The organism is Mesorhizobium sp. P2_C7, assembly GCF_056404515.1.
In genome coordinates this window covers 140284-165954 of sequence record NZ_JBFUDW010000017.1, presented here as the reverse complement: position 1 = coordinate 165954, position 25671 = coordinate 140284, and the positions used below count along the sequence as shown (strand labels likewise).

At 62.9% G+C, this 25671-nt stretch carries 26 protein-coding genes; 17 read left to right on the top strand and 9 right to left on the bottom strand.

Annotated elements, in window-relative coordinates; all coding sequences use genetic code 11:
- Positions 1 to 103 precede the first annotated feature (103 nt).
- From AC1D2G_RS29250 to era, 5 genes are all read left to right on the top strand, one after another.
- Positions 104 to 703 carry a DUF2062 domain-containing protein gene (locus AC1D2G_RS29250; RefSeq protein ID WP_477418424.1) on the top strand — a complete coding sequence of 200 codons (600 nt, stop codon included), beginning with the start codon at positions 104 to 106 and terminating at the stop codon, positions 701 to 703.
- The gene (gene acpS / locus AC1D2G_RS29245) at positions 700 to 1113 is read left to right on the top strand and encodes a holo-ACP synthase (protein ID WP_477418422.1); all 414 of its coding nucleotides are present in this window, start codon (positions 700 to 702) and stop codon (positions 1111 to 1113) included. The genes AC1D2G_RS29250 and acpS overlap by 4 nt, the downstream gene beginning before the upstream one ends.
- 77 nt (positions 1114 to 1190) lie before the next feature.
- The gene (gene lepB, locus AC1D2G_RS29240) at positions 1191 to 1940 is read left to right on the top strand and encodes a signal peptidase I (protein WP_477226243.1); all 750 of its coding nucleotides are present in this window, start codon (positions 1191 to 1193) and stop codon (positions 1938 to 1940) included.
- Complete coding sequence (gene rnc / locus AC1D2G_RS29235) at positions 1940 to 2686, top strand: ribonuclease III (protein ID WP_095086578.1); 747 nt, start codon at positions 1940 to 1942, stop codon at positions 2684 to 2686. Before lepB ends, rnc begins: the two co-directional genes overlap by 1 nt.
- A 171-nt stretch (positions 2687 to 2857) precedes the next feature.
- Complete coding sequence (gene era, locus AC1D2G_RS29230) at positions 2858 to 3790, top strand: GTPase Era (RefSeq protein WP_477418420.1); 933 nt, start codon at positions 2858 to 2860, stop codon at positions 3788 to 3790.
- Positions 3791 to 3946: 156 nt separating this feature from the next.
- On the opposite strand, the gene AC1D2G_RS29225 is transcribed toward era, so the two are convergent.
- Complete coding sequence (locus AC1D2G_RS29225; RefSeq protein WP_477418418.1) at positions 3947 to 4750, bottom strand: CPBP family intramembrane glutamic endopeptidase; 804 nt, start codon at positions 4748 to 4750, stop codon at positions 3947 to 3949.
- A 296-nt stretch (positions 4751 to 5046) separates the two neighbouring features.
- On the bottom strand, positions 5047 to 5322 hold the full coding sequence (locus AC1D2G_RS29220; RefSeq protein WP_477418416.1) for a hypothetical protein: 276 nt from the start codon (positions 5320 to 5322) through the stop codon (positions 5047 to 5049).
- Between the two features lie 231 nt (positions 5323 to 5553).
- Between AC1D2G_RS29220 and AC1D2G_RS29215 the strand changes: the two genes are divergently transcribed.
- From AC1D2G_RS29215 to AC1D2G_RS29175, 9 genes are all read left to right on the top strand, one after another.
- Positions 5554 to 6723 (top strand): porin, encoded by a 1170-nt coding sequence (locus AC1D2G_RS29215; RefSeq protein WP_095086569.1) that lies wholly within the window; start codon positions 5554 to 5556, stop codon positions 6721 to 6723.
- Positions 6724 to 6860: 137 nt separating this feature from the next.
- Positions 6861 to 7622, top strand: coding sequence for a DNA repair protein RecO (gene recO, locus AC1D2G_RS29210; RefSeq protein WP_477226246.1), 762 nt, complete (start codon positions 6861 to 6863; stop codon positions 7620 to 7622).
- A complete protein-coding gene (locus AC1D2G_RS29205) occupies positions 7619 to 8137 on the top strand; it encodes a PaaI family thioesterase (RefSeq protein ID WP_477418414.1) in 519 nt (172 codons plus the stop codon). Before recO ends, AC1D2G_RS29205 begins: the two co-directional genes overlap by 4 nt.
- A gap of 82 nt (positions 8138 to 8219) precedes the next feature.
- Positions 8220 to 10988, top strand: a complete 2769-nt coding sequence (locus AC1D2G_RS29200) for a DUF2339 domain-containing protein (protein WP_477418412.1) — start codon at positions 8220 to 8222, stop codon at positions 10986 to 10988.
- A 160-nt stretch (positions 10989 to 11148) separates the two neighbouring features.
- The gene (locus AC1D2G_RS29195; protein ID WP_477399491.1) at positions 11149 to 11667 is read left to right on the top strand and encodes a sigma-70 family RNA polymerase sigma factor; all 519 of its coding nucleotides are present in this window, start codon (positions 11149 to 11151) and stop codon (positions 11665 to 11667) included.
- Positions 11664 to 12455 (top strand): anti-sigma factor family protein, encoded by a 792-nt coding sequence (locus AC1D2G_RS29190; RefSeq protein ID WP_477418410.1) that lies wholly within the window; start codon positions 11664 to 11666, stop codon positions 12453 to 12455. The genes AC1D2G_RS29195 and AC1D2G_RS29190 overlap by 4 nt, the downstream gene beginning before the upstream one ends.
- 206 nt (positions 12456 to 12661) lie before the next feature.
- Positions 12662 to 13768 carry a peptidase C39 family protein gene (locus AC1D2G_RS29185; RefSeq protein WP_477418408.1) on the top strand — a complete coding sequence of 369 codons (1107 nt, stop codon included), beginning with the start codon at positions 12662 to 12664 and terminating at the stop codon, positions 13766 to 13768.
- Complete coding sequence (locus AC1D2G_RS29180) at positions 13765 to 15228, top strand: RimK family protein (protein WP_477226250.1); 1464 nt, start codon at positions 13765 to 13767, stop codon at positions 15226 to 15228. The genes AC1D2G_RS29185 and AC1D2G_RS29180 overlap by 4 nt, the downstream gene beginning before the upstream one ends.
- A 17-nt stretch (positions 15229 to 15245) precedes the next feature.
- Positions 15246 to 15518 (top strand): DUF3303 domain-containing protein, encoded by a 273-nt coding sequence (locus AC1D2G_RS29175; RefSeq protein WP_457153773.1) that lies wholly within the window; start codon positions 15246 to 15248, stop codon positions 15516 to 15518.
- A 10-nt stretch (positions 15519 to 15528) separates the two neighbouring features.
- On the opposite strand, the gene AC1D2G_RS29170 is transcribed toward AC1D2G_RS29175, so the two are convergent.
- Entirely contained in the window at positions 15529 to 16461 is a 933-nt protein-coding gene (locus AC1D2G_RS29170; RefSeq protein WP_477418406.1) for a LysR substrate-binding domain-containing protein, read from the bottom strand.
- Positions 16462 to 16573: 112 nt separating this feature from the next.
- Between AC1D2G_RS29170 and AC1D2G_RS29165 the strand changes: the two genes are divergently transcribed.
- Positions 16574 to 17464, top strand: coding sequence for a fatty acid desaturase family protein (locus AC1D2G_RS29165; RefSeq protein ID WP_477418448.1), 891 nt, complete (start codon positions 16574 to 16576; stop codon positions 17462 to 17464).
- Between the two features lie 56 nt (positions 17465 to 17520).
- On the opposite strand, the gene AC1D2G_RS29160 is transcribed toward AC1D2G_RS29165, so the two are convergent.
- Entirely contained in the window at positions 17521 to 18276 is a 756-nt protein-coding gene (locus AC1D2G_RS29160) for an SDR family NAD(P)-dependent oxidoreductase (protein ID WP_477418404.1), read from the bottom strand.
- Positions 18277 to 18369: 93 nt separating this feature from the next.
- Here AC1D2G_RS29160 and AC1D2G_RS29155 point away from each other — a divergent pair, with 93 nt between their 5' ends.
- The gene (locus AC1D2G_RS29155) at positions 18370 to 19287 is read left to right on the top strand and encodes a LysR family transcriptional regulator (RefSeq protein ID WP_477418402.1); all 918 of its coding nucleotides are present in this window, start codon (positions 18370 to 18372) and stop codon (positions 19285 to 19287) included.
- Between the two features lie 14 nt (positions 19288 to 19301).
- On the opposite strand, the gene AC1D2G_RS29150 is transcribed toward AC1D2G_RS29155, so the two are convergent.
- From AC1D2G_RS29150 to ygfZ, 3 genes are all read right to left on the bottom strand, one after another.
- On the bottom strand, positions 19302 to 21437 hold the full coding sequence (locus tag AC1D2G_RS29150; RefSeq protein WP_477418400.1) for a putative bifunctional diguanylate cyclase/phosphodiesterase: 2136 nt from the start codon (positions 21435 to 21437) through the stop codon (positions 19302 to 19304).
- 63 nt (positions 21438 to 21500) lie between these two features.
- A complete protein-coding gene (locus tag AC1D2G_RS29145) occupies positions 21501 to 22136 on the bottom strand; it encodes an HD domain-containing protein (RefSeq protein ID WP_095086537.1) in 636 nt (211 codons plus the stop codon).
- The gene (gene ygfZ / locus AC1D2G_RS29140) at positions 22136 to 22993 is read right to left on the bottom strand and encodes a CAF17-like 4Fe-4S cluster assembly/insertion protein YgfZ (protein ID WP_477418398.1); all 858 of its coding nucleotides are present in this window, start codon (positions 22991 to 22993) and stop codon (positions 22136 to 22138) included. The genes AC1D2G_RS29145 and ygfZ overlap by 1 nt, the downstream gene beginning before the upstream one ends.
- 73 nt (positions 22994 to 23066) lie before the next feature.
- Here ygfZ and AC1D2G_RS29135 point away from each other — a divergent pair, with 73 nt between their 5' ends.
- Complete coding sequence (locus tag AC1D2G_RS29135; RefSeq protein ID WP_477418395.1) at positions 23067 to 24398, top strand: dihydroorotase; 1332 nt, start codon at positions 23067 to 23069, stop codon at positions 24396 to 24398.
- 33 nt (positions 24399 to 24431) lie between these two features.
- Here the strand turns inward: AC1D2G_RS29135 and AC1D2G_RS29130 are convergent, their stop codons facing one another.
- Both AC1D2G_RS29130 and AC1D2G_RS29125 read right to left on the bottom strand, forming a co-directional pair.
- The gene (locus AC1D2G_RS29130) at positions 24432 to 25217 is read right to left on the bottom strand and encodes a hypothetical protein (protein ID WP_167392167.1); all 786 of its coding nucleotides are present in this window, start codon (positions 25215 to 25217) and stop codon (positions 24432 to 24434) included.
- Between the two features lie 70 nt (positions 25218 to 25287).
- On the bottom strand, positions 25288 to 25545 hold the full coding sequence (locus AC1D2G_RS29125; RefSeq protein ID WP_008874920.1) for a hypothetical protein: 258 nt from the start codon (positions 25543 to 25545) through the stop codon (positions 25288 to 25290).
- Positions 25546 to 25671 lie beyond the last annotated feature (126 nt).

Below are 25671 nucleotides of genomic sequence, written 5' to 3'. Positions count from 1 at the left end.
CTATATCAACGTGGCGATTGCCATCGGGGGATCGTCAAGCGCAAGATAGTGCTGTTGCGCCCGGCTGAAACTGCCGGCGCGGGAGCTGTGAAACGGGTACAGAGTGCTTTTTCGACGCCGCAAGCCTGATGGCTTTCTCGAGCGGGTGCGTACCTATTTGTGGCCGCGCCGCTCGTTTTCGCGCTCGCTTCAGTATTTCTCCAAGCGCATCCTGCGGCTGAAGGCCACACCGCACGCCGTCGCGGCCGGCGTCGCCGCCGGCGTCTTCGCTTCGTTCTTTCCCGTGGGCTTTCATTTCGCCATTGCCGCCATCCTGTGCTGGGTGATTGCCGGCAATCTGGTGGCGGCGGCCCTTGCAGCAGTTTTTTTCGGCAACCCGCTGACCTTTCCGCTGCTGTGGGGCGCCTCCTGGGAAACCGGAAAGCTGATCCTGCATGACCGCCTGCCTGCGCATGGCCCACCGGCGCATCTGGGCGAGATGCTGCACAAGCTTTCCTTCGCGCAATTGTGGAAGCCCGTGCTCGAGCCGATGCTGATCGGCGCGATCCCGCTCGGGCTGGTGTTCGGCCTCTTGTTCTATGGCGTCACGCGCTGGGGTATGAACGCTTTCCGCGAGCAGCGACGCAAGCGCCTCGCCGAGCGCGCAAGCCGGCATGGGCAATCGTCTCATCCCGGCGGAAGCATTGGTTCCGCCGCACGATGATCATCGGCATCGGCAGTGACCTGATCGATATCAGACGCATCGAAAAGTCGCTTGAGCGTCACGGCCAGCGCTTCATCCAGCGAATCTACACCGATCTCGAGCAGGCCCGCTCCGAGAACCGCCGCGCGCGTGCTGCGTCCTACGCCAAGCGCTTCGCCGCCAAGGAAGCCTGCGCCAAGGCGCTGGGCACGGGTCTGGCGCAGGGCGTGTTCTGGCGCGACATGGGTGTCGTCAACCTTCCCAGCGGCGCGCCGACCATGGCGCTGACGGGAGGGGCACGGGCGCGGCTGGACAAAATCCTGCCTAACGGCCATCGGGCGGCAATCCACCTCACCATCACCGATGATTTCCCGCTCGCTCAAGCCTTTGTGATCATCGAGGCGTTGCCCGTCGAAGAAGCGCCACATTGATTGCATCTGACGACCGGCACGACGTTGCCCAGCGCGCGCCGAGACTCTATACCATCCAACGCACAATCGAGGACGACATGAGCGTGGTTGATAAATCTGAGAAGAAATCCGGCGGCCTTGGCGAGACCGTCAGCGTCATCGTGCAGGCGCTTTTGCTCGCCCTGGTCATCCGCACGCTGTTGTTTCAGCCTTTTTCGATCCCGTCGGGATCGATGCGCCCGACGCTTCTGGAAGGCGACTATCTGTTCGTCACCAAATGGTCCTACGGCTATTCCCGTTACTCGCTGCCCTTCGGCCCCGACATCTTTTCGGGCCGCATCTGGGGCTCCGAGCCAAAGCGCGGCGACGTGGTGGTGTTCAAGTTCCCGCCTGACCCGTCCGTCGACTACATCAAGCGCGTGGTCGGCCTGCCCGGCGACAAGATCCAGGTCAAGGACGGGCAACTGTTCATCAACGACGTCGGCGTGCCGCGTGTGAAAACCGGCCAGATCGACAATCCCGACATCACCGAAGAGCCTCGGCCGATCGACGTCTACCGGGAAACGCTGCCCAACGGCGTCAGCTATGACACGCTGGACATCTCGCCCAATTCGATCGGCGACAACACCCGCGAATGGACCGTGCCGCCCGGCCACTATTTCATGATGGGCGACAACCGTGACAATTCCTCGGACAGCCGCTTTACCGTCGGCTTCGTCCCGGCGGAAAACCTGGTTGGCCGCGCCAATCTTGTTTTCTTCTCGATCGCCGGCAAGGCGAGCCCGCTCGAAATCTGGAAATGGCCGACGCTGATGCGCGCTTCGCGCCTGTTCCACTTCGTCAATTGATGGCTTTGAAGCGCCCGACAGGCGAAACACTGGCCGGTTTGGTGAAGGCCAAGACCGGCCATGTCTTCAAGGATCTCCGCTTGCTCGAGACCGCATTAACGCACTCCAGTGCGGTCAAGGCGGCAAGCAACAATCAGCGTCTCGAATTCCTTGGCGACCGCGTGCTTGGGCTTGTGGTCGCCGATATGCTTTTCGAAAAATTTCCCGACGCGCCTGAAGGTGAAATCGCGCCACGTTTCAATGCGCTGGTCGATGCGAAAACATGCTCCGAGATCGGCATCGAAATGCAGTTGGAAGATCTGGTTCGGGCCGACGCTGCCTTGAAGACGCGGTCGCGTGGCTCGGGCGGAAACTATCTGGCGGATGCCGTCGAAGCCCTGATAGCGGCGGTCTATGTTGACGGCGGCATCGACGCCGCGCGGCGCTTCGTCCTGCGCTACTGGGAGCCGCGCTCGCGCACGGTTGTGGCAAAGCCGCTCAATCCGAAATCCGATTTGCAGGAATGGATTGCCAAGACCAGCGATGCGCGCCCCGAATATGTGATCGAAAAGCGCGAAGGGCCCGACCACCAGCCGGTCTTCACGGTGTCCTTGCAGGTCAGCGGCTTTGCGCCTTCCACCGGCACCGGCGGGTCCCGCAGGGCAGCGGAAGAAGCGGCGGCTTCGGCATTTCTTTTGCGTGAAGGCGTCTGGGCCAGCGCATCGACTCAAAAATCGGAGCCGATTTTTGGAAAGCACGATGCGTAGAGTCAAAGTTTTAGAGTGTCCTTTGTGCGTCCAAGTAGACGCGCGGCGCTCTGGAGCAATTCCGGGAAAAGTGTATAGCGCTTTCCCTCAGGGAATTGCGTCAAAACAAGGAGATAGAGCGGTTCGGCGTTTCCGTGAAACGATGAACCGCTCTGATGAAGGGAGCGCGGCATGACCGCCACCGAAGACACCTCTCCGGCAACGGAGGTCGCCGCCACGCACTCCGGTTTCGTTGCGCTGATCGGCGCGCCAAATGCGGGGAAGTCGACACTGGTCAACCAGCTGGTCGGCGCCAAGGTGTCGATCGTCACCCACAAGGTGCAGACGACCCGGGCCATCGTGCGCGGCATCGCCACGCATGAAAATGCGCAGATCGTCTTCGTCGACACGCCCGGCATCTTCAAACCCAAGCGGCGGCTCGACACGGCAATGGTGACCACCGCCTGGGGCGGCGCCAAGGATGCCGATATCGTGCTGCTTTTGATCGACGCCGAGCGCGGCATCAGGGGCGATGCCGACGCCATCCTCGAACGGCTGAAGGATGTGCGGCAGCCGATGGTCCTCATCCTCAACAAGGTCGATCGCGTCAAGCATGAGGCGCTGCTGGCCCTGTCGGCGGCAGCGAACGAGAAAGTGCCGTTCAAGCGCACCTTCATGGTCTCGGCGCTGACCGGTTCCGGCTGCAAGGACCTGCTGGACTATCTCGCCGAAGCCTTGCCTGCCGGCCCCTGGTATTATCCGGAAGATCAGATTTCGGACCTGCCGATGCGCCAGCTGGCGGCCGAGATCACCCGCGAAAAGCTCTATCTGAGGTTGCATCAGGAACTGCCCTATTCCTCCCACATCGAGACCGAGAAATGGGAAGAGAAGGCGGACGGCTCGGTGCGCATCGACCAGACCATCTATGTCGAGCGCGACAGCCAGAAGAAGATCGTCCTCGGCCACAAGGGCGAAACCATCCGCGCCATCGGGCAGGCGGCTCGCATGGAGATCGCTGGCATCCTCGAACAGAAGGTGCACCTCTTCCTGTTCGTCAAGGTGCGCGAGAACTGGGGTGACGACCCCGAGCGCTATCGCGAGATGGGGCTCGAATTCCCGCGCTAATCCCGGGGATCGATGAAGTGCTTGCCGTCCATGCACTGATGACTTGATGTCGCCCTATTGACGGGGCTACCGCTGCTCCCAGGGCGCCGGCAGTACGCATCCGCGCCGCCGACAAATGGCGCGGTGCCGGGTTCGGACACCGCGCTCGTTGCGCGCCTAGACAGCGCCAGCCACGGCAAGCTGCGTCCTTGGCCGGCGAACGAAGCTCTCGGTGCCATAGTAGGCGACGATGGCGACGGCGATGATCGCCCAGATGGCCACGCCGATCCACTGCTGCTGCACATAGTCGCCGCCGGTGAAGACCTTGCCGAGGAAGCGCACGCTGTTTTGGTGCGTCACGTGCATGATGAAGGCGAGCAGCACGCTGCCGGTGTTCTGATAGAGCCAGGTGAACACAATTCCGGCCAGCACGACGTTGATCGTGCTGTAGAGGCTAAGGTCGCCGACCAGGCCGAGCGGGAAGTGCCAGATCGCCCAGATCACGCCGAGGATCAGGCTGCCGGTCAGTGCTGAATGGCTGGCGAGAAGACGTGGCGTCGCAAAGCCGCGCCAGCCAGGCTCTTCCCCGAGCGGGCCGCTGAAGACTGCGTACAGCGCTATGATCGGCAGCATCTCGGAGAGGGCCGGAATATTGCTCCAGGCCGGCGCTGCCGAGCCAAACAGCGGATTGATCAGGATCGAGATCAATTGTGTTCCGAAGGGCAAGCCGAATGCCACCAGGTACCAGAACGGGTGAACCCGCCATTTCACCATCGAGGCGAGGATGGCCTTGACCGAACCCCAGCCGCCGGACAGGGCCGCGACGATGAAGCCGGCGGCCATAGGACCGAAGGTGAACCAGGGAATGCTGTCGCCATTCGACAGCCAGAATGGGATGAACGCCAGCCAGGTCAGGCCAAGCGCGAGCGAAAAGAAGGCGGTCAGCTGGTGCCTTCGCACCAGGCTCGGGACGGAAGTCATGTCGGGTCCTCTCGGCGGGCAGATTGGTCACGAGAGGTCGCCGGGCTGCCCGATCGGTCGACATGCATCTGGAGACGAGCCAGCCGAATTGTTCGGCAGGCCGTGCCGACCGCATCGGCCAACCCGGGTCTATTGGCACCGGCGCGGCCAAAAATCCCGAGCGGTTTCTGAAAGATTTCCGATATTTCCGCCGGACAGACATCGCTCCGCTGTCTTGTCGCTACAGGACGAGTCGCCTCGAATGGCGCGCGACCAACTCACACAGAATCGTCTTGATCGGTTGGCTGCCGTCATAATCAGCGACGCGACAGCGCTCCGGCGGGTTCGATCGCCTCGGCAAAAGCAAAACTGGCCGGGCAGGCGTCGCCCTGCATTTCGGCGCAGCGCCAGAGCGCAAGTGGCGGACGGATGCCATCGGATGGTCGGTGGGTGAAGAAATATCCAGCCAGCTTTTCGCCGAAAACAGGCGTATATTTCGCATGCGGGCGGCAATTGTAGAAAATTGATGTCTCGAATATATAATTAGCCGCGAAATTATCTGAAAGTATATTGAATATATGACGTTGTGCCAATTGTGCTAACTGGAAATGCGGTAAGTGTTATTTGTGCAACACAGCATTAATCTGTTGATAGAAACGGGATTATTTCCGGGATCGTCATTGAAGGCAGAAGGTCGATGGGTATGTTCGCCGCGGAAAAGGGCGAGCGGTGCGCGCCTTTTTCGTTGTGGGGGTGAGGCGGGAAAACATTGCCGCCAGCCACAAATCCGAAGCCATTCAAAATTATGACTGGAGAGTCAGAAAATGAACATCAAGAGCCTCCTTCTCGGCTCAGCCGCGGCACTGATCGCGGTCAGTGGCGCGCGCGCGGCTGACGCTGTCGTGGTCGCCGAACCGGAACCGGCCGAATACGTCAAGATCTGCGACGTCTACGGCGCCGGCTACTTCTACATCCCGGGCACCGAAACCTGCCTGCGCATCGGCGGCTATGTCCGTTATGACATCGGCGTCGGCGATGCCGGCACGTTCGATGGCGTCAACCACGTTCCGGACCATCAGAGCGCCGGCGACACGCACTCGACCTACTACAAGAACACCCGCTTCACGCTGAAGACCTGGACCGGTCAGGAGACCGAGCTCGGTACCCTCAAGACCTACACCGAGACCCGCTTCAACTACGGCAACAGCAGCGGCGACTATCTCAACCAGGCCGCCTCCAATGCGGACGACTGGCAAGGCCGCAACAAGTCTACCTCGCTGCGTTTCGCTTGGATTCAGCTCGGCGGCCTGCGCGTCGGCAAGGACGATACGGCTTTCGATACGTTCATCGGCTATGCCGGCAACGTCATCCAGGATACGCTGGTTCCGTATGGCGGGCAGGAGAGCAACGTCGTTCAGTACTACTTCGACGCAGGCAACGGCCTCACGGGATTGGTCTCTCTCGAAGAAGGCGCCGGCAAGGGCGGCACCATCGACAGCTATGTTCCGCATGTCGTCGGCGGCTTGAAGTACAAGAGCGACTGGGGTGCGATCACTGGCGTCGTCGCCTATGACAGCAACTACGAGGAAGTGGCCGGCAAGGTTCGTTTGGACGTGAATGTCACCAAGGAACTGTCGCTGTTCATCATCGGCGGTTACGGCACGGACGACAACCTCAACGATCCGACCAACGCCATCAATGCTAAAGGTCGCGGCTTCTACAAGCAGTGGGGCGGCAACTGGGCAGTCTGGGGCGGTGGTACCTACAAGTTCAACGACAAGACCGCGTTCAACGCCCAGATCTCTTATGACGACTGGAAGAACCTCGGCGTCGCCGCCAACGTTGCCTACACCGTTGTGCCCGGCTTTACGGTCACGGCCGAAGTCGATTACCTCAATGCTGGAAAGTTCGACGACGCCGACTTCAGCAACTGGACCAAGGCCAACAAGAAGAGCAGCGTCGGCGGCATTCTCCGCTTCCAGCGCTCGTTCTAACGGATCGATTGATCTCACCAGCCGCCCGCAGCGTTATCGCTGCGGGCGGTTTTTTGTGCACTGTGCTGTACCGATCTGTCAGTTGAGCCAAACTCCATACCTTGATTTCGCCATCCAACCGGTGAAAAGCTCTGGAAATGGAATGGCGCGACGAGGGAATCATTCTCGGCACCCGCAAGCATGGCGAAACCAGCGCCATTCTCGAGGTGATGACACGCGCGCATGGCCGTCACCTCGGCTTGGTGCGTGGCGGCCGTTCGCGCAAGCAGCAGCCCGTCCTCCAACCCGGCAATCGCGTCGACCTGTTGTGGCGGGCGCGGCTTGACGAGCATCTCGGCACGTTCCAGGCCGAGGCGATCGAGATGAACGCCGCCCGGCTGATGGACAGCGCGGTGGCCGTCTACGGGCTGCAGACCATGGCCGCGCATCTGCGCCTGTTGCCCGAGCGCGACGCTCATGAAGGTCTCTACGAAACGCTTGCCGTGATGATCGTCCATCTCGACGATGCCGACGCTGCCGGCGAACTGGTGGCGCGCTTCGAGCTTCTGGTGCTGGACGAACTCGGCTTTGGCCTCGATCTCAGTCAATGCGCCGCCACCGGCACGCGGCAGGACCTGGCCTATGTCTCACCCAAATCCGGACGCGCCGTGTCTCGTGAGGCCGGTGCACCCTGGCGCGACAAGATGCTGGCGCTGCCGGCCTTCCTGCAGCGCGGCTCAGGCCAGCGCGGCGATCCAGCGGCGGTCGACGACGCCTTCCGGCTGACCGGCTTCTTCTTCACCCGCCACGTCTATGAGCCGCGCGGCATCGAACCGCCCGACGCCCGCGCCGGCTTCCTTGCCGCACTGCGCAAACACCACGCGCGCAGCAAGACCATAGCCGGAGAGAACGCAGCATGAGCGAGGTCGAATTGTATCCGGGCTGGGTCTCGCCGCTCGGCCTCGGCACGATTCCGCATGCCGACATCCCGGAATACACCGGCCTGGACCTGCTGCAGCGTATCATCGACGGCAAGTATCCGGCGCCGCCGATCTCCTTCCAGCTCAACTTCGCGCTGACCGAAGTGTCGGAAGGACGTGCGGTGTTCCGTGGCGTGCCCAACGAGCGCCACCTCAACCCGCTGGGCAGCGTGCATGGCGGCTGGGCGGCGACGCTGCTCGATTCGGCATTGGGTTGCGCCGTGCAGACGCTGCTCGAAAAGGGTGAGGCCTATACGACCGCGGAGTTCAAGGTGAATTTGACGCGGCCCATCACGCCGAAGACCGGCGAGGTGATCTGCGAGGGCAAGGTCGTCCACAAGGGGCGTACTCTGGCGGTGTCGGAAGCGACGCTGAAGGATGCCGGCGGCAAGCTGCTGGCGTTCGGCACCGAAACATGCTCGATCTTTCCCGCGGCCAATCTGGCGGCGCGTTGACTTTCAGGCCGTTTGGCCGCCGCATTTGAATGTCAGTGAGACTGAACGTCAGTGAAAACTGGCCTGGTTTGGGGGAACCGCCATGTTTGAAAGCCTGATCGGCCTTGTCGCCATCATCGCCTTGTTCGTCATCATTTCGCGCCAGCAGAGCCGCATTGGCCTGATCGAGCGCGAGCTTGGCGCGCTGCGCAGCTTTGTCCTTTCGGGCGCCGTGCCGCCGGCGGCCAAGCCGTCCGAACAGGCAACCGCCGACAGCGCGCCGCCCGCCGATGTGGCTCCGGCCGTTGCGGCCGCGGCCGATATCGTCCTGCCGGCGGTGAGCGAGGCGGTCGCTGCGCAGGCACCGGTTGCCGAGGCGGAAGTTCCAACCGGCGAGGCCGTGTCCGGGCCATGGGCGCCAAGTGATGCGGCGCCGAAGGCAGCAGAACCTGCCGAGCCGGCCGCGGCAGCGAAAGCCGCCCGCCAGTCGGATGTCGAAACGGCACTCGGCACCCGCTGGGCGGTCTGGGTCGGCGGCATCGCGCTGGCGCTGGGTGGCCTGTTCCTGATCCGCTACACCATCGAGGCCGGCATTTTCGGCCCCGGCGTGCGGCTGACCATGGCCGCTGTTCTCGGCCTGGTGCTGGTCGCAGGAGGCGAGTTCATCCGCCGCACCGGCTTCAAGGTGCCGGTGCAAGGCGTTGCCGGCGCCTATATTCCAGCGATCCTGACAGCGGCCGGTGCCTTCATCCTGTTCGGCACCGTCTATGCCGCCCATGGCATTTACGGCTTCATCGGCCCGGCGCTCGCCTTCACGCTGCTCGGCGCCATCGGCGTGGCGACCATTGCGGCAGCCCTGGTCCATGGCCAGGCGCTGGCCGGCATTGGCCTCGTCGGCGCCATGGTGACGCCGATGCTGGTTGCCTCGCAGGCGCCCAATCCCTGGGCGCTGTTCGGCTATCTCGCGATCGTGCTTGTCGCCACCGGCGTCATCGCCCGCATGCGCGACTGGACGTTGCTGATGGCGGCCGCCTTTTTCGGCACCGGTGTCTGGACCATCCTCTATATGACCGATGCGCCGGGCGCGAACCTCTCCACCATCCTGTTCATCGACGCCGTCACGCTGGCCGTGCTTGCGTTTGTCTGGCTCGGCCGTCGTGGCGGCGAGGCCGGACCAGCCAGGGCTTTCGACTGGCCGTCTATCATCCCTGGCCTGTTCATTGCATTCTCGGCGCTCGGCCTGTCGGTCGACCCGGTCTTCGCCGCAGCCGGCGATGCCTTGCCGGGCGCCGTGCTGATCGCCGCAATGGTGGCCGTCGCGCTTTATCGCCCACCGGCGCTGCCGCTCCTCTATGCCGCAGGACTGGTGACGGTGATGATCTATCTCGGCATCATCCCGCCGACTTCGATCGCCTCCGACTTTTCGGCCGGCGCTCTGGGCGTCGATGGCTTGCCGGTGGCCACGTCCAACGCGCTGACATTGCGTATCGGCATCGCGCTTGGCCTGGTCTTCATAGGCGCCGGCTTCTGGGCCGCCCGCAGGTTCGCCGCCGCGACACAGATCCGCGCGGCCTCATGGGCGGCGTGGGGCGTCATCGTGCCGCTGGTCGTCCTGCTGGCGCTCTGGTTCACCTTCGGCAATCTCGACCGCGACTTTGTCTACGCCGCCGCAGCAGCACTGCTGGTCGTGGTTTTCGCGGCCGGCAGCGAATGGATCGCACGCAGCGAAGAGCTGCCTCTCACCGGCGGCGTGGCGGTGTCGTTTGCCCTGGGCGGTGCGGCCGTCGCCGGCCTCCTGATGCTGCATATGGCGTTCAATTCCGGCTGGACCACCATCCTGCTCGGCGCGGCGGCGATCGTGCCGGCGCTGGCGACGCGCTGGCGTTCCTATCCGGTGCTCGGCTGGATTTCGGTTGGCGCGGTGATTGCCGTGCTTGGCCGCGTCTCCTTTGACCCGACCATTGTCGGCGCAGAGTTCCTGTCGACGACGCCGGTCTTCAACTGGCTGCTGCCGGGCTACGGCGTGCCGGCGCTCGCCTTCGGTTTCGCCGCCTGGCAGCTTGCCCGCACCACCAACGGCCGCCCACGCCTCGCCATGGAAGCGGCGGCGGCGCTGTTTGCGCTGCTCACGCTCGCCATGCTGGTGCGCCACGCCATGCATGGCGGCGTCATCGACACGGGTGCGATGACGCTCGCCGAGCAGGCGATCTACACGCTGATCGCCATTGGCGCCGGCGCCATCCTTGTCGCCATCGACATGCGCTCGCCAAGCTCTGTGCTGCGCTATGGCTCGATGGCGGCGGGCGTTGTTTCGGTGGCCTTCATCGTCATCCGGCATTTCGTGGTGCTGAACCCGTTGTTCACCGACGAATCGACAGGCCAGATCCCGGTCTTCAACCTGTTGTTCCTCGCCTATCTCCTGCCGGCCATCGCTGCCGGCGGACTGGCGCTCTATGCCAGGGACAAGCGACCGAAATGGTATGCGCAGATGCTGGCGCTGGTGGCGGCCGTGCTTGCCTTCGCCTACGCCACCCTGTCGGTGAGGCGTCTGTTCAAGGGCGAGTTCATTGGCCTGTGGAGCGGCCTCGGCCAGCTGGAAACCTACACCTATTCGGCGCTGTGGCTGGTGATCGGCGTGGCGTTGCTCACCGCCGGCGTCTGGCTGAAATCGCAGGTGCTGCGCATTGCCTCGGCCGTGCTGATCTCGGTCGCAGTGCTGAAGGTCTTTGTCTTCGACATGTCGGAGCTGGAAGGCGTGTTGCGGGCGTTGTCCTTCATCGGCCTTGGCGCCGTGCTGATCGGCATCGGCCTGTTCTACCAGCGGCTTTTGACGCGGGCGGCGAGAGAGAAAATGCCGGTCGGCGAGCAGTGATGACAGGAACTCAATTTAGCCGGGAATAAAACGGCCCGCCATCTCGTTATCTCATTGCTTGGGTGACCGGGGCGGCGGACCGCTTCGCGCTGGCCGCTTGCGCCGCGCCGAGAAGGCGCGTTCAATATCGGATCAACAAGGGCGACCAGAACCAGCGGTCATGCACGAAAAGAAGGCAGCAATCCTTGGCGAAATACCGCGACTGCGCCGCTACGCACGCTCGCTTTTGCGCGACCGCGATGCTGCCGACGATCTCGTTCAGGATTGTCTCGAGCGGGCGCTTGTCCGGCTCGACAACTGGCAGACGGGAGAAAGCCCCAGGAGGTGGCTGTTTACGATCATGCATCATTTGTTCATCGACCAGATGCGCAAGGTGAACCGACGCGGCGAGGCGACGATGCTTCCGCTGGAAGCAGGCGAGGCGGTGGCCCAGCCGGCCGAGCAGGTGGAGAGCATCGCTTCGCGCGAGATCATCGACGCATTGCAGGCAATCAGCCCCGACCGCCGTGCGGCTCTTGTCATGGTCGCCATCGAAGGGTTTTCCTATGCCGAAGCCGCCAACATTCTGGGCGTCCCCGCAGGCACGCTGATGTCGCGCATTGCGCGCGGGCGTGAGGAATTGCGCGGGCTGCTGGACGACACGGCGCGCCGTCGCGCAATAAGGATCGTCGAGAAATGATCCGCCGCGACTTCTCCGAACGTGACATCCACATGGCGATCGATGGCGAGCTGCCGGCTGACGAGCGCGCCGCCTATGATGCCTGGCTCGACGCCAATCCCGAGATGAAGGCCAGGAGCGCCCGTTTCACCGCCGATCGGACGGCATTGCGCGCCGCCTTTGCCGGCGTGCTGGACGAACCCGTCCCAGTGCGGTTGCGCAAGGTCGTGTTCGGCGACACGCCGGTCAAGGCTGCGGCCTCACGCTCACGCTGGTGGCTTGCCGCCGCGGCGGCCGTGCTTGTGGTCGCCGGCGGGCTTGGCGGCTACCTTGCCGGCATCGACCGCATCGGACAGGAAAATCCTGCCGAAGATCAACTGGCCGAACAGGCAATCGCGGCCCACGTCGTCTTCGCCGCCGAAAAGCGGCATGCGGTCGAGGTGCCGGCCAGCGACAAGGATCATCTCCAGACCTGGCTGTCCAACCGTGTCGGGTTGAAGCTGGTGGCGCCGGACCTGACCGCGAACGGTTTCCAGCTGGTCGGCGGCCGGTTGTTGCCGGCCGGAGAAAGCAAGGCCGCGATGCTGCTCTACGAGGACGACAAGGGCGAGCGCATATCTCTCTTCGTCACGGCGCAATCGGCGCAGAATGCCAAGGGCACCTATGCATCGGCGCAAGACGGTCCCCAGGCCGTCTACTGGCTGGACAAGGGCTATGGCTGCGCCGTCGTCGGTTCGTTGCCAAGCGAGCAATTGGCCGTCGTGGCAAAGAGCGCCTATGGTCAGCTTCTGGCTGGCCTCGCCAGTTGAAAAGGCGCCGCCTTGATGGCGACGCCAGTCCATAAATAGTGATCCTGTTCAAAGCGTTTTGCATCGCCAGGTTGCTGCCGAATCTGTCACAATTCGGCCCTATTCGAGGTGCGATAGCGCTTTGTGGTCATCAGTATTTCGACTGATGTCTTGAACGTTTTCCAGTAGGGCATTTCCCACCACCAATCGAGGTTTTCTCAACCCGCATGCCTGCCGAGATCCGCACGGCCCGCGCGTCTGACGTCGATGATCTCGCCGCCATCGAGAAAGCTGTTTTCCAAAGCGACCGTATTTCCCGCCGCTCCTTCCGCCTGTTCATCGAGCGCGAAACCGCCGAGACGCTGGTCGCTGAAATCGATGGCCGCGTGGCCGGCTATGCCATCGTGCTGTTTCGCAAGGGTAGCGGGGTGGCACGTCTCTACTCGATCGCCACCGGTCCCTTCTTCGGGGGACTGGGTGTTGGCCGCATGCTGCTCGGATCAGCGGAAGACGCCGCCTTCGAGCACGGCCGCATGATGCTGCGTCTCGAGGTGCGCGAAGACAACAGCCGGGCCATCCGCATCTATGAGCAGGCCGGCTATCGCAAGATCGGCCGCGAATCCGGCTACTACGAGGACGGCGAGACAGCGCTTCGCTATGAAAAGACCTTGCGTGGTGACATTCCGATCGCCACCAAGGTGCCGTTCTACCAGCAGACCTGCGAATTCACCTGCGGCCCATGCTGCCTGATGATGGCGATGGCCAATTTCGATCGCGGCTTCGTGCCGGATCCGGTCATGGAAATCCGACTTTGGCGCGAGGCGACGACTGTCTTCATGATGTCGGGACCCGGTGGCTGCGAACCGTTCGGCCTCGCTGTCTCGGGCTACGAAAGCGGGCTCGCGGCGGAGATCTATGTTTCGTTCTACGGCGCGCTGTTCCTGCAGTCGGTGCGCAGCGAGGACAAGCGCCGGGTGATGGAACTGGCCCAGGTCGACTTTCGCCGCCGCGCGGAACTTTACGGTATCCCGGTGAATTACCGTCCATTCACCATCGACGACATTCGCGCCGCGATCGCGGAGGGTAAACTGGTGCTGGTGCTGATCAGCGGTTTCCTTATGTTCGGCAAGAAGGTGCCGCACTGGGTGCTGGCGATCGGCGATGACGGCGACCATATCCTGATCCACGATCCATGGGTCGAGGACGAAAGACAGGAGACCATCCTTGATGCCGCCAACATTCCCGTGCCCTACGGCATCTTCATGAACATGGCGCAGTTCGGCCGCGACGGACTGCGAGCCGCCATCACTCTGGGAAAGCGCGACAGACAATGACCTGGGTCATCCTTACCGGCCGGCAGAGCGATCTCGACCAGGTGGCGACACCGCACAAGATCATCACCAACCGTGACTATCTTGCGCATCCGTCGCTGTTTCGCGGCCAGCGGCCGAAGGTCATCAACCTGTCGAACAATTACGGCTACCAGAGCCGCGGCTACTACGCCTCGCTACTGGCGGGCTCACGCGGCCACAAGGTCATTCCGACCGTCGAGACGATGATCGACCTGTCGGAGCGCAAGCTCTACGAACATGCGTTGCCGGAACTGGAACTGGCACTCAACAAATGTCGCAAGGATCTCGGCGGCGCCTTTCCAACCAAGGTCTGCATCTTCTTCGGCATCGGCCCGTCGAAGATCTGGGACCGGTTCGCTAAGCTGTTGTTCGACTGGTTCCGCGCACCGGCACTCGAAGTCCACATCAAGGACAGCGCTGAATGGGCTTCGATCCGCAAGATCGGCTTCCATCCGCTGGCGCGGATGACCGAGGACGAAGAAAAAAGCTTCATCCAGTGCCTGGAGACCTACACCAACCGCGAGTGGCGCGACACCAAGGGCCGGACGCCGGCGCGCTACACCTTCGCCACGCTGGTCGATCCGCATGAGGAATTGCCGCCGTCGGAGATCTCGTCGCTGCGCTACTGGGCCAAGATCGCCGAAAAGATGGGCGTCGAAATCGAGCCGATCACCAAGCGGGACCTCGCCAAGCTCGCCAACTACGACGCGCTGTTCATCCGCGAGACCACCTCGATCTCCAACCACACCTATCGTTTCGCCCGCCGTGCCCAGCAGGAAGGCATGCCGGTGATCGACGATCCACTGTCGATGATCCGCTGCACCAACAAGGTCTATCTCAACGAGCTGATGGCCTACAACAAGGTGCCAGTGCCGCCGACGGTGATGATCGCCGGCAGCTCGGATCTCGAACTGGCGGCGCAGACGCTCGGCTTTCCGCTGGTGTTGAAGATCCCCGATTCGTCGTTCTCGCGCGGCGTCAAGAAATGCGCTGACTTCGAGGAGTTGAAGACGCTCGCCACGGAATGGCTGGAGGATTCCGATCTTCTGATCGCGCAGAAATTCATTCCGACCGAATATGACTGGCGTGTCGGCGTGCTCGGCGGCCAGCCCCTGTTTGCCGTCCACTATCTGATGGCCAAGAAGCACTGGCAGATCGTCAACCACAAGGCCAACGGCAAACCCGACCAGGGCGGCATCAAGACCTTCACGCTGAAGGAAACCCCGGCGCATGTCGTCGAGACGGCGGTGAAGGCGGCGCGCTGCATCGGTGACGGGCTCTATGGCGTCGACCTCAAGGAAACCAAGGATGGCGTCTTCGTCATCGAGGTCAACGACAATCCGAACCTCGACCATGGCTGGGAGGATTCCGGCGAAAAGGACGAGGTCTGGGTGCGGCTGACGCAGTGGTTCCTGGAGCGGCTGGACCGGCCGGGGCGCTAATTTGATCGGGGGTGGATATGCTGTTCGTCGTGATCGAGGACTTTCGCGGTTGCGATCGAAAGGATATCTACCGTCGCTTCAGCGATCGCGGCCGCCTGAAGCCGGACGAGTTGCTCGTGCACCATAGCTGGATCGCGGCGGATATGAGCCGCTGCTTCCTGCTGGTGGAGGCCGATGATGTCACGCTGCTGCAGCGCTGGGTCATCGAATGGGCCGATCTGGTGGAGTTCGAGATCGTTCCCGTGGCGACGAACAAGGACATGGTGGAGGCATTGAGCGGGCACCTCTGAGCGGCGGCCGTCAACGGCCCTCGGTCAGCGCCGGCGAATTGACCGTGCGCACGCATTCCTCGATCAGCCATTGGCGAAACGCCGCCACCACATCGCGTTTTGCGCTGCGTTCCTGGATTGTCAGGCAATAAGGCTGGCGCAGCTCCAGCGCCTGGGCCAGCGGCCGGACCAGCCGACCGTCTTCCAGCGCTTCGGCACAGTAGACCCCTTGCGCCAGCGCCACGCCAAGGCCGGAAATGGCAAGATCAAGGGCGGCCCGTGACGAATTCGGCGAAAGGCCGCGTTGCGCTGCCCGGCCAGGCTCTATGCCCATCGCTTCGAACCAGTTGCGCCAGGACGGGAACGACGCGCCCGTCGGTCCCCAGTCGGTGTGGATCAGCGGCAGGCCGGCGAGGGCGGTGGCGTCCAGAGATCTGTTCGACGCGACGAGATCAGGGGCGCAAACGGGGTAGACGGCATCCCTGGCGATGTCTTCCGTTGCCTGGTCTCGATAGTGCGAACGGCCATAGGAAAGGCGGGTGTCGATCAGGTCGCGGTCGAACGACACCGGGTCGTCTTCGCCTCTGAGCGATATGTCGACAGCGCCGTGGGCCGCGACAAAGCCCGCCAGGCGCGACGACAACCAGCCCATGGCCATGGATGGCGGGACCGACACGACGAGCCGGGAGCGGAACTCGGCGCCGCCCAGTTCGCGTGACACGCTGCCGATCTCACCGAATGCCGTTGTCAGCCGAGGCAGTATTTCCCTGCCGGCGTCGGTGAGGACGACGCGGCGGTTGACCCGGTTGAACAGCTTGCGGCCCATCTGGTCTTCGATGGTCCGGATCAGCTGGCTGACCGCGGCAGCCGAGATGGACAGCTCCTGGGCTGCCGCGGCAAAGCTGCCGGAACGCGCCGCCGCTTCGAAAGCCTGGAGTCCGCGCAAGGATGGAAAAGCGATCATGCTGCCCGATAGATAAGATGACCTTATCTAAATCGCATAATTCCTCGTTTTCAGAAAGCTTTCTTGTTGAATACGATGGGCGTCGACATTTTTCGAACTCCGGATGACGCCAGTGGACCATCGCGACGTAATTGCATCGTTGACGCAGCAAGAGCGCAATCGCCTGACCGCCAAATCCGACGTCGCGGGTCTTGTCCAGCTTGGTGCTCATTGGGGTGCGATCATCATCATCGGATCGCTGATCGCCGCCAGGGTTCCGTTCTGGCCGCTGCTGATGCTGCCGCAAGGCATCCTGATCGTCTTCCTGTTCACGCTGCTGCACGAGACGGTGCATCGCACGGCCTTCGAAACGCAGTGGCTGAACGATGCCGTGGCGCGGGTGTGCAGCCTGGCGATCGGGCTGCCGGCGGACTGGTTCCGCTATTTCCATTTCGCCCACCATCGATACACCCAGGATCCGGACAATGATCCGGAACTGGCTTTCCCCAAACCGGAGACATGGAGGCAATACCTCGTCCATGTCTCCGGCATCCCGGTGTGGTGGGGGCACCTCAAGACGCTTTGTGGCAATGCGATGGGCCGCGGCCGGGAAGGCTATGTGCCGCCAAAAGGCTACGCCAAGGTGCGCGTCGAGGCGCGGGCCATGCTTGCCTTCTATGGCGTGGTCATTCTACTGGCCGTCTATTTCCGGCTTACGGTGCTTCTCTATGTCTGGATCGTGCCGGCCTTGCTCGGGCAGCCGTTTCTGCGCCTCTATCTCTTGGCCGAGCATGGCCGTTGTCCATTCGTCGCCAACATGCTGGAGAACACCAGGACCACGCTGACCAATTGGCTGGTGCGCAAGCTGGCGTGGAATATGCCGTTCCATGCCGAGCATCATGCCTATCCCGGCGTGCCGTTTCATCAACTGCCGAAGTTTCATGCGCTGATCGAGCGGCATCTGAAGATTGTCGAACCGGGCTATGTCAGCTTCCACGAAAAATACATCGAGACATTGCGCTGATGCTGCGCGGTTGCATACCGGTCGCGCCCTGCTTGAGGACGCGACCGGTACGACGGCTAGATTTGTGCAATACCGCCGTCGACGAAGAGCTCGGCGCCGGTGACAAAGCTGGAATCGTCCGAGGCCAGGAACACGGCCGCCTTGCCGATCTCATCGGGATCGCCGAGCCGGCCCATTGGCACCTGGTTGGCAAGGAAATCGAGCAAACCCTTCTGGTGTTCGGCCTCAGGTCCGGCAAGCTCGGCGAGACCCGTTGTACGGGTCGGACCGGGACTGAGGATGTTGACGCGGATTTGCCGCTCCTTCAGGTCGAGAATCCAGCTGCGGGCAAAATTGCGCAGGGCCGCCTTCGACGCGCCATAGACGCTGAACGCCGCCGCGCCGGTTGAGCCGGCGGTCGAACCAGTCAGGATCACCGATGCACCGTCCACCAGCAATCCAAGCGCCTTCTGCACGGTGAACAGCACGGCTTTGACGTTGCGGTCGAATGTTTCATCATAGTGCTGTTCGCTGATCTGCCCGAGCGGCAGCATGGAACCGCCGCCAGCATTGACCGAGAGCACGTCGATCCGCCCGCTTTGCGCTTTCACTTTGGAATAGAGTCGGTCGAGATCGGCGAAACTGGTCGAGTCGGCCTGGATGCCGGTGGCGTTCTTCCCGATTGCCGTGACGGCCTTGTCGATCTCGGCCTGGCGCCGTCCGGTGATGTAGACATGGGCGCCTTCAGAGGCGAAGCGCTTGGCGATGCCAAGGCCGATGCCGCTGCTGCCGCCGGTAACCACGGCGATCTTTCCTTCGAGTTTCCGCGTCATTTTCGTCACTCCTGTTGTGGGTGACAGAGAGATATGGACAGGTAGTTGTTTTCGAAATAGCAATGTTTGCAAACAATCGTTGCAGGAATGGTGATGTCGAAAGTTCCGGACTTCGAAGGATTGGCCATTTTCGCCAAAGTCGCGGAGGAGCGGTCCTTTGCTGCCGCCGCGCGCGTGCTCGGCCTGTCGGTGGCGACAGTATCGCGTGGCGTCAGCCGACTGGAGGAGCGGCTTGGCGCGCGGCTTTTCAACCGCACATCGCGGCGTCTCGCCCTCACGGATTTCGGTCATCGTCTCGCCGAGCGGGCGTCGCGCCTCTACCGTGACGCGGAGGATGCCGAGAATGCGGCACGCGAGCTGTCGGCCAGTCCGCGCGGCCTTGTACGTCTGGCCGTGCCGATGTCGTTTGGGCTGCGGTGCGTTGCGCCGTTGCTTCCTGATTTCTTCAAACTCTACCCCGACGTGTCGATCGATATGCATCTGAGCGATGCGGTCGTCGACCTGGTCGGTGATGGGTTCGATGCAGCACTCCGGATTGCCGTCCTGCCGGATTCCTCGCTGGTTGCGCGGCGCCTGTGCAGCATTGCTCCGTTCATCGTCGCGGCACCGACCTATCTCGCCCGGTATGGCCGTCCAGGCAGGCCACGCGACCTCGACGCGCATCATTGCCTTGGCTATGCCTATCGTCCTCGGCAGGACGTCTGGCATTTCAGCAATGCCGCGGGTGACAGCGAGGCCGTCACGCCCTCCGGGCCATTGCGGGTGACCAATTCTGACGCGCTGGTTCCAACAGTGCTGGCCGGAACGGCGATTGCCGAGCTGCCGGAATTCATTGCCGGCGAATACCTTGCCGATGGGCGCCTGGAAGCGATCCTGACCGACTGGACTTTGCCGAGGGGGGCGCTGTATTTCGTCACGCCCTCAGCACGCTCGCGCCCCGCCAAGGTCGAAGCCGTCGCCGGTTTCATGGCCGCGCATCTGTCGCAGCCAAGTTGGCCAGTGCCGAAATAGCGGGCAGCGCCGGTTTAACCGGATTGCCCGAAGGCCGCGGTCGGTCTCAGTAGGCGCTGAATATCCGCCGCCCTTGATGGCAACCCGATCAGATAGCCCTGCGCTTCGACACAGCCATTGGCGCGCAGAAAGTCGAACTGCATCTCGGTCTCGACACCCTCGGCGGTGACCGTGATGCCGAGCTCGGCGCCCAGCCCGATGATGGTTCGAACGATCGCCGCTGTGTCGCGATTGCCGATGTCGCGAATGAACGAACGGTCGATCTTGATCTTGTCGACGGGAAAACGCCGGAGATAGCCGAGCGAGGAATAGCCGGTGCCGAAATCGTCGAGCGCAATGCGGATGCCCAGCCCTCGCAATTGACGCAACGTCTTCAGCACGGTCTCGCTTTCGTCCATCAGCACGGTTTCGGTGATTTCCAGTTCCAGCCGGCTGGCCGGGACGCCGGAGAAGGCCAGCGCCGAGATGACGCTGCGGGCAAAGCCGCCACTTTTGAGCTGCACGGCCGAGACATTGACCGCAATGCGCAGGGAAGGCCAACTTGCCGCCGCCACGCAGGCTTTCCTCAATGCCCACTCGCCAAGCGGCACGATCAGCCCGGTTTCTTCGGCGACGGGAATGAAATTGTCCGGCGCCACCGTGCCGCGTGTCGGCGAATGCCAGCGCATCAAGGCTTCCGCGCCGACGATCCCGCCGGATTTTATGTTCATGATGGGCTGGAAATCGAGATCGAATTCGTGGCGCGGCGACGCGGACTCAAGGTCGACCTCAAGCGCCCGGCGCGCCTGCACCGTGGCGTCCATTGCTGGCTCGAAGAATCGGTACAGGTTGCGTCCTTCGCTCTTCGCCCGGTACAGCGCCGTGTCGGCGTTCTTCAGCAGCGTATCGGCATCCCTGCCGTCGTTGGGGTAAACGGCGATGCCAAGGCTGATGCCGACATGCATCTCCCGGCTCTTGTCGCGAAACGGTTGTGCGATCGCCTCGACGATGCGTTTCGCCAGTTTTTCCGCGTCGGCAAGATCTTTGAAGTTGGACTGGATGATGACGAACTCGTCACCGCCGAAACGGGCGACGATGTCTGTTTCATCGCGCAGGCAACGCCGCAGCCTCTCGGCCACGCTTTTCAGCAGCCAGTCGCCGGCCGGATGCCCCAAGGTGTCGTTGATCGCCTTGAAGCGGTCGAGATCGAGAGAGAAGATCGCCAGCGGTGAAGTCGCATCCTCCAGCGCCTGGTCGAGCCGTTCGCGAAGCATCGAACGGTTGGGCAGTCCGGTCAGCGTGTCGTGATGCGCAAGATGGGTCATGCGCTCCTCGACCAGCCTGCTTTCGGTGACGTCGTCGAACGTGGCGACCCAGCCGCCACCACTCATCGGCCGACGCGCGATCATCAGCGTTCGTCCGTCGGCAAGCTGACGAGGGGTCGATCGCGTCTGGCCGATCTGCAGGCGGGCTTCAGTTTTGAGGACCTCRCCATCGATATCGATGGGCGGATAGACACCCAGGCGTACAAGCCGCTCAAGGAGTTCGCGCAGACCCATGCCCAGCGGAAGGTCTGCCTCGCTGACACCATAGAGCTCCAGAATGCGTTGGTTGCGCACGATCAGCCTGCCGTCGGCGTCATACATCAGCAGGCCTTGCGACATGTTGGCAAGTGCTGCGTCGAAGCGGCGGTGCTGCTCCTTGAGATCCCGCTCTGCGCGTCGCTGTTCGGTGATGTCCTCGTAGATGGAGACCCAACCGCCCGAAGCCAGCGGGCGATGCGAGATGTTGATGATACGACCGTCCGACAGCGTCTCCTCGTAGGTCGAGGCTTTCGCCCGGTCGATATAGGGTTTGCGGATGGCGTAGAGTTCTTCGGCGCTTTGCGAGGCGATGCCGATGTCGACGCTGTGGCGCAGGATGTCGAGGAACCGGATGCCGGGCCGCATCACCTTGGGGTCGAGGCAGAAGATGTTGATGTAGTTGACGTTGCAAATAATCATGCGCTCGTCGGCGTCGAACATGCACAGCCCATGCGACATGTTCTCGACCGCAGCCGAAAAGCGTTCGTTCTGTTCGCGCAGTTCGTCCTCAATGGAGCGCGGCCGATCCATGCCTTCGGCCCCCGGTTCCGGGACGGTCGAACCATCCTTGGCATCAGCGACGGGCATAAGGCGCCTGCGGATCGTGATCGAACGGGCTAGTGTGGTCGCCGCCGGTTAATTTAGCGTTTTTCAGCCGATCACGGGTGCTGGAACCTGGTGGCGCGACTTCTCGATCGCCGAAAAGCGCTTCAGGAACGCATTTTGCGCTGAGGTCACCGAGCGTGGCGTGAAATCGAAGCGATCGGCATTGAAACCGCGCGGACGGCCGAAGAATTCGGTCGCCTCGGCAGTCGAAAAACCGGCAAGCAGCGTTGCTTCGAAATAGGCGGCGATCTGGTCGGCGCGCTTGATCTCCTTGCGCAGCGCAGCAGCTGGTTCCGGCGGCAGCGAGAAGCGCAGATGGATGGCGCGCTGCAGTCTCAATTCACAGTCCTTGTAGCTGCCGCCCATCACCGATTTGAACGGCGAGATCATGTCGCCGATGACATATTCGGGGGCGTCGTGCAGCAGCGCCGCCAGCCGGGCGTCGGCCGAAGCCGCAGGCACCAGGTCGCAAAACAGCGCCTCGACCAGCAGCGAGTGCTGGGCGACCGAGAACGCATGCTCGCCTCTGGTCTGGCCGTTCCAGCGGGCAACGCGGGCGAGCCCATGCGCGATGTCCGAAATCTCGATGTCGAGTGGTGAGGGGTCGAGCAGGTCGAGCCGGCGGCCGGACAGCATGCGCTGCCAGGCGCGTGGCGGCGCGCCGACGCGATCGGCCGCCATCAGGCCTCCTCCGCGCTGACGGCTTCCTGCGGAAAGCTGAACTTCGCCCAGGCGGGGATGGTCACGGCAACCGGCACGTCGCCCGCCATGATCGGCTGGCCGGCGTCGAGCGCCGCCTTGACCCTGTCGATGCGGGCAATGGCGAGCCCGATCGTGCCGGCGTTCGAGCCAAGCGTGCCGACCGGCCGTCCCTCGACGGTCAGTTCGGTGCCCGCGGCGGGCAGGGGAAGTCCGGCCTGGACGATCAGCACGCGCCGCCTGGCCGTGCCGCGATGCTGCATCCGCGAGACAACCTCCTGGCCGACATAGCAGCCCTTCTTGAAACCGACGCCGCCGGTTTCGTCCAGCAGCACGTCGTGCGGGAAGGCGTCTCCTAGTTGGTAGTCGCTGCCGCTTTCGGCAATGCCGCTGGCGATGCGGGAGGCCTGCCATGCGGCAAGGTCGCTGCGCTCATCCGCTTGGCCATAGCAACGCGTGACGGTGCCGTTCGCAAAGCGCGTGTCGGCCGCCGTTGAATCAGATTGTGAGGTGGTTGACTCAACTCCCCATGCGACGGTGACAAGCGCCTGATCGGCTTTGGCAATCTCGACCTTGGCGCGCAGCTTGTAGAGCGTCAGCCGGCGTACGAAATCATCTGAAATGTCGGCCCGGCATTCGAGCCTGAATGCATTGTCGCCGGCACGCGAGATCAGGAAATCGAACAGGATCTTGCCTTGCGGCGAAAGCAGCGCGCCCGGTTTTGCTTGGCCGGGTGTCAAGACGTCGAGATCGGTGGTCAGGATGTTCTGCAAGAAATGCTCGGCATCAGGCCCCGAGACGGAGATGAGCGCGCGGTCTTTGAGCTGGGCAAAGGGCATTGGCGAAAGCAGCCTGATCTTGCAAAACGGTCGGCCTTTACGTAAGCCGCTGGCACTCCCCCCGCAAGAGAGCATGGCCATGACCTACGACCTCATCCTGACAGGCGGCACTGTGGTCAACCATGACGGCGAAGGGGCTCGCGATGTCGGTGTGAAGGACGGCCGCATCGCTGCCATCGGCGATCTCGGCCAGGCCTCGGCCGGCGAGACGATCGACTGCCGCGGCCTGCATATCCTGCCGGGTGTCGTCGACAGCCAGGTCCACTTCCGCGAGCCGGGACTGGAGCACAAGGAAGACCTTGAGACGGGGTCGCGGGCGGCGGTGCTGGGCGGCGTCACCGCCGTGTTCGAGATGCCCAACACCAATCCGCTGACCACCAGCGAGGCAGCGCTTGCCGACAAGGTCCGCCGCGGCAGCGGTCGCATGCACTGCGATTTTGCCTTCTGGGTTGGCGGCACCCGCGAGAATGCGAAAGACGTCGGCGAACTCGAGCGGCTGCCGGGTGCGGCCGGGATCAAGGTTTTCATGGGCTCCTCCACCGGCGACCTCCTGGTCGAGGACGATGAAGGCGTCGCTTCGATCCTGAGGAATACCCGCCGCCGCGCCGCCTTTCACTCCGAGGACGAATTCCGGCTGCGCGAGCGTCAGGGCCAACGCATCGACGGCGACCCGTCATCGCACCCGATCTGGCGCGATGAGATCGCCGCCTTGCGCTGCACCGAGCGGCTGGTGCGCATCGCGCGCACTGTTCGCGCCCGCATCCATGTCCTGCACATCTCGACGGCCGAGGAGATCCTGTTCCTCCAGCAGCACAAGGATGTCGCAACCTGCGAGGCGACGCCGCACCACCTGACCCTGTCGGCTGACGATTACGCGCGGCTCGGCACGCTGATCCAGATGAATCCGCCGGTGCGCGACATCAGACACCGCGACGGCGTCTGGCATGGCATTGCGCAAGGCATCGTCGACGTGCTCGGCTCCGACCACGCACCGCACACGCTGACCGAGAAAGCCAAACCCTATCCGGCCTCGCCGTCGGGGATGACCGGTGTGCAGACGCTGGTGCCGATCATGCTCGACCATGTCAACGCCGGCCGGCTGACGCTGCAGCGCTTTGTCGACCTGTCCAGCCACGGTCCGCAGCGCATCTTCGGCATGGCGAGAAAAGGTCGCATCGCCGCCGGCTACGACGCCGATTTCACCATCGTCGACATGAAGCGGCGTGAGACTATAACCAACGTGCAGGCCGGCTCGAAAGCCGGCTGGACGCCTTATGATGGCAAGCAAGTCACCGGCTGGCCGGTCGGCACCGTCATTCGCGGCCGCCGCGTCATGTGGGATGGCGAGATCGTGGCGCCGGGCCAGGGCAAGACGGTGGAGTTTTCCGAGGCATTGCCTCGCTAGGCCCCAACCTCTCGCAAGGCGGGCCAAAAAGGCTCAATCGCCGGCGACGAAGAATGTCCACTGTCCGGTGGGCGTGATGCCGACGCGGTAGAAGATGTAGGCGCCGAACTGCTTCATGTCGTCGAAATCGCCGGCGGTGACGATCTTGAACAGTTCGACCCGTTGCTTGGCGTCGAGCTTGTCCAGTGGCAGCGCGAAGAAATACGGCCACACATAGAGTTCTTCCGGTTTGCCGGCGTCGAGGTGGACGTAGCCGGCATTGAGCACCTCTTCCAGGATGGCCAGGATCTCCTGGCCGTCCGGGTCGCCGGAGAGACCCTTGAGGAAGGCGATGGCGTCGCCGTCTATATCGGTCAGCGACAATTGTGTCGTGCTGTCGCCCGTGCCGATCAAAGGCCGCAGCTTTTCGATGTCGCCGCTTTTGCAGGCTTCGACGATCAGGTCGTGCATGCGCCGTACCGGTTCCGGCAGCTTGCCGAGATCGTAGACGACCTCGGGCACTGGGGTTTCCGGATCGACGCGCGGCCTGGTTACGCCGCCGCCGCTCGGCGGGCTGTCCGGCTCGGCTTCGTCGGGGCCGGCCGGCTTGCTGGTTGGAGGCGGCGTTCCGACCGGGTCGGGCATTGGCACAGTGCTTCCCGGCGGCGACATGTCGTCGTCCGCCGGCGGCGTGACGGGTGCGGGGAGCTCTTCGCGCTTGATCTCGCTCAGCGCATAAGCGGGGCTGCTGACGAGAACCAAGGGAATCGCGGCACAGCCAGCGGCGAAGCAGATGTAGAGGACCAAGCCAACCGGCTTGCCTGACATCGAAAAACTCACTGCCCGTTTCTCCCTGCTTCCGGGCATGACGCCCGAGCGGCATTCTGCCGTCAAAGAACCGGATGTCGGTTCAGTGCCGCAGCCGTTCAGGTTCGAAGGCGCCAGCAATCACCTTTTCACGCATACGGTCGAGCAGGGCAAGGGCCGAGGTCTCACCATTGGCACGCAACATCTCGCCGAAGGCCGTCTCAAGCGCTGCCTCGGCAATGATCTCGGGCTCTATACCGGCGGAGAGACCTTCCGCCCAGGCTTCGCTGTGGCTTTCCACGGCGGTCAGGCGCTTCTCTTCCCTGACCAGCGCGTCGATGTCGTTGACACCATGTTCCATATGCGATGTCCACCCTTTCAAGCGGCGATCCGTCGATGCGGATCAGGCTTGATCTGTTCATTTCACACGCAGGGTCAATTAAGTATTTGTAAATACGACATTTTTTTGATCGTTTTTTACAGAACC

Bases quoted from the DNA above. Each gene is read 5' to 3' on its own strand.
- AC1D2G_RS29170 (WP_477418406.1), bottom strand. From the start codon at position 16,461: ATGATCGCTTTTCCATCCTTGCGCGGACTCCAGGCTTTCGAAGCGGCG.
- AC1D2G_RS29160 (WP_477418404.1), bottom strand. From the start codon at position 18,276: ATGACGCGGAAACTCGAAGGAAAGATCGCCGTGGTTACCGGCGGCAGC.
- AC1D2G_RS29195 (WP_477399491.1), top strand. From the start codon at position 11,149: ATGCACGAAAAGAAGGCAGCAATCCTTGGCGAAATACCGCGACTGCGC.
- AC1D2G_RS29205 (WP_477418414.1), top strand. From the start codon at position 7,619: ATGAGCGAGGTCGAATTGTATCCGGGCTGGGTCTCGCCGCTCGGCCTC.
- AC1D2G_RS29145 (WP_095086537.1), bottom strand. From the start codon at position 22,136: ATGGCGGCCGATCGCGTCGGCGCGCCGCCACGCGCCTGGCAGCGCATG.
- AC1D2G_RS29125 (WP_008874920.1), bottom strand. From the start codon at position 25,545: ATGGAACATGGTGTCAACGACATCGACGCGCTGGTCAGGGAAGAGAAG.
- AC1D2G_RS29190 (WP_477418410.1), top strand. From the start codon at position 11,664: ATGATCCGCCGCGACTTCTCCGAACGTGACATCCACATGGCGATCGAT.
- AC1D2G_RS29200 (WP_477418412.1), top strand. From the start codon at position 8,220: ATGTTTGAAAGCCTGATCGGCCTTGTCGCCATCATCGCCTTGTTCGTC.
- era (WP_477418420.1), top strand. From the start codon at position 2,858: ATGACCGCCACCGAAGACACCTCTCCGGCAACGGAGGTCGCCGCCACG.
- AC1D2G_RS29225 (WP_477418418.1), bottom strand. From the start codon at position 4,750: ATGACTTCCGTCCCGAGCCTGGTGCGAAGGCACCAGCTGACCGCCTTC.
- AC1D2G_RS29180 (WP_477226250.1), top strand. From the start codon at position 13,765: ATGACCTGGGTCATCCTTACCGGCCGGCAGAGCGATCTCGACCAGGTG.
- acpS (WP_477418422.1), top strand. From the start codon at position 700: ATGATCATCGGCATCGGCAGTGACCTGATCGATATCAGACGCATCGAA.
- lepB (WP_477226243.1), top strand. From the start codon at position 1,191: ATGAGCGTGGTTGATAAATCTGAGAAGAAATCCGGCGGCCTTGGCGAG.
- rnc (WP_095086578.1), top strand. From the start codon at position 1,940: ATGGCTTTGAAGCGCCCGACAGGCGAAACACTGGCCGGTTTGGTGAAG.
- ygfZ (WP_477418398.1), bottom strand. From the start codon at position 22,993: ATGCCCTTTGCCCAGCTCAAAGACCGCGCGCTCATCTCCGTCTCGGGG.
- AC1D2G_RS29135 (WP_477418395.1), top strand. From the start codon at position 23,067: ATGGCCATGACCTACGACCTCATCCTGACAGGCGGCACTGTGGTCAAC.
- recO (WP_477226246.1), top strand. From the start codon at position 6,861: ATGGAATGGCGCGACGAGGGAATCATTCTCGGCACCCGCAAGCATGGC.
- AC1D2G_RS29215 (WP_095086569.1), top strand. From the start codon at position 5,554: ATGAACATCAAGAGCCTCCTTCTCGGCTCAGCCGCGGCACTGATCGCG.
- AC1D2G_RS29155 (WP_477418402.1), top strand. From the start codon at position 18,370: ATGTCGAAAGTTCCGGACTTCGAAGGATTGGCCATTTTCGCCAAAGTC.
- AC1D2G_RS29185 (WP_477418408.1), top strand. From the start codon at position 12,662: ATGCCTGCCGAGATCCGCACGGCCCGCGCGTCTGACGTCGATGATCTC.
- AC1D2G_RS29175 (WP_457153773.1), top strand. From the start codon at position 15,246: ATGCTGTTCGTCGTGATCGAGGACTTTCGCGGTTGCGATCGAAAGGAT.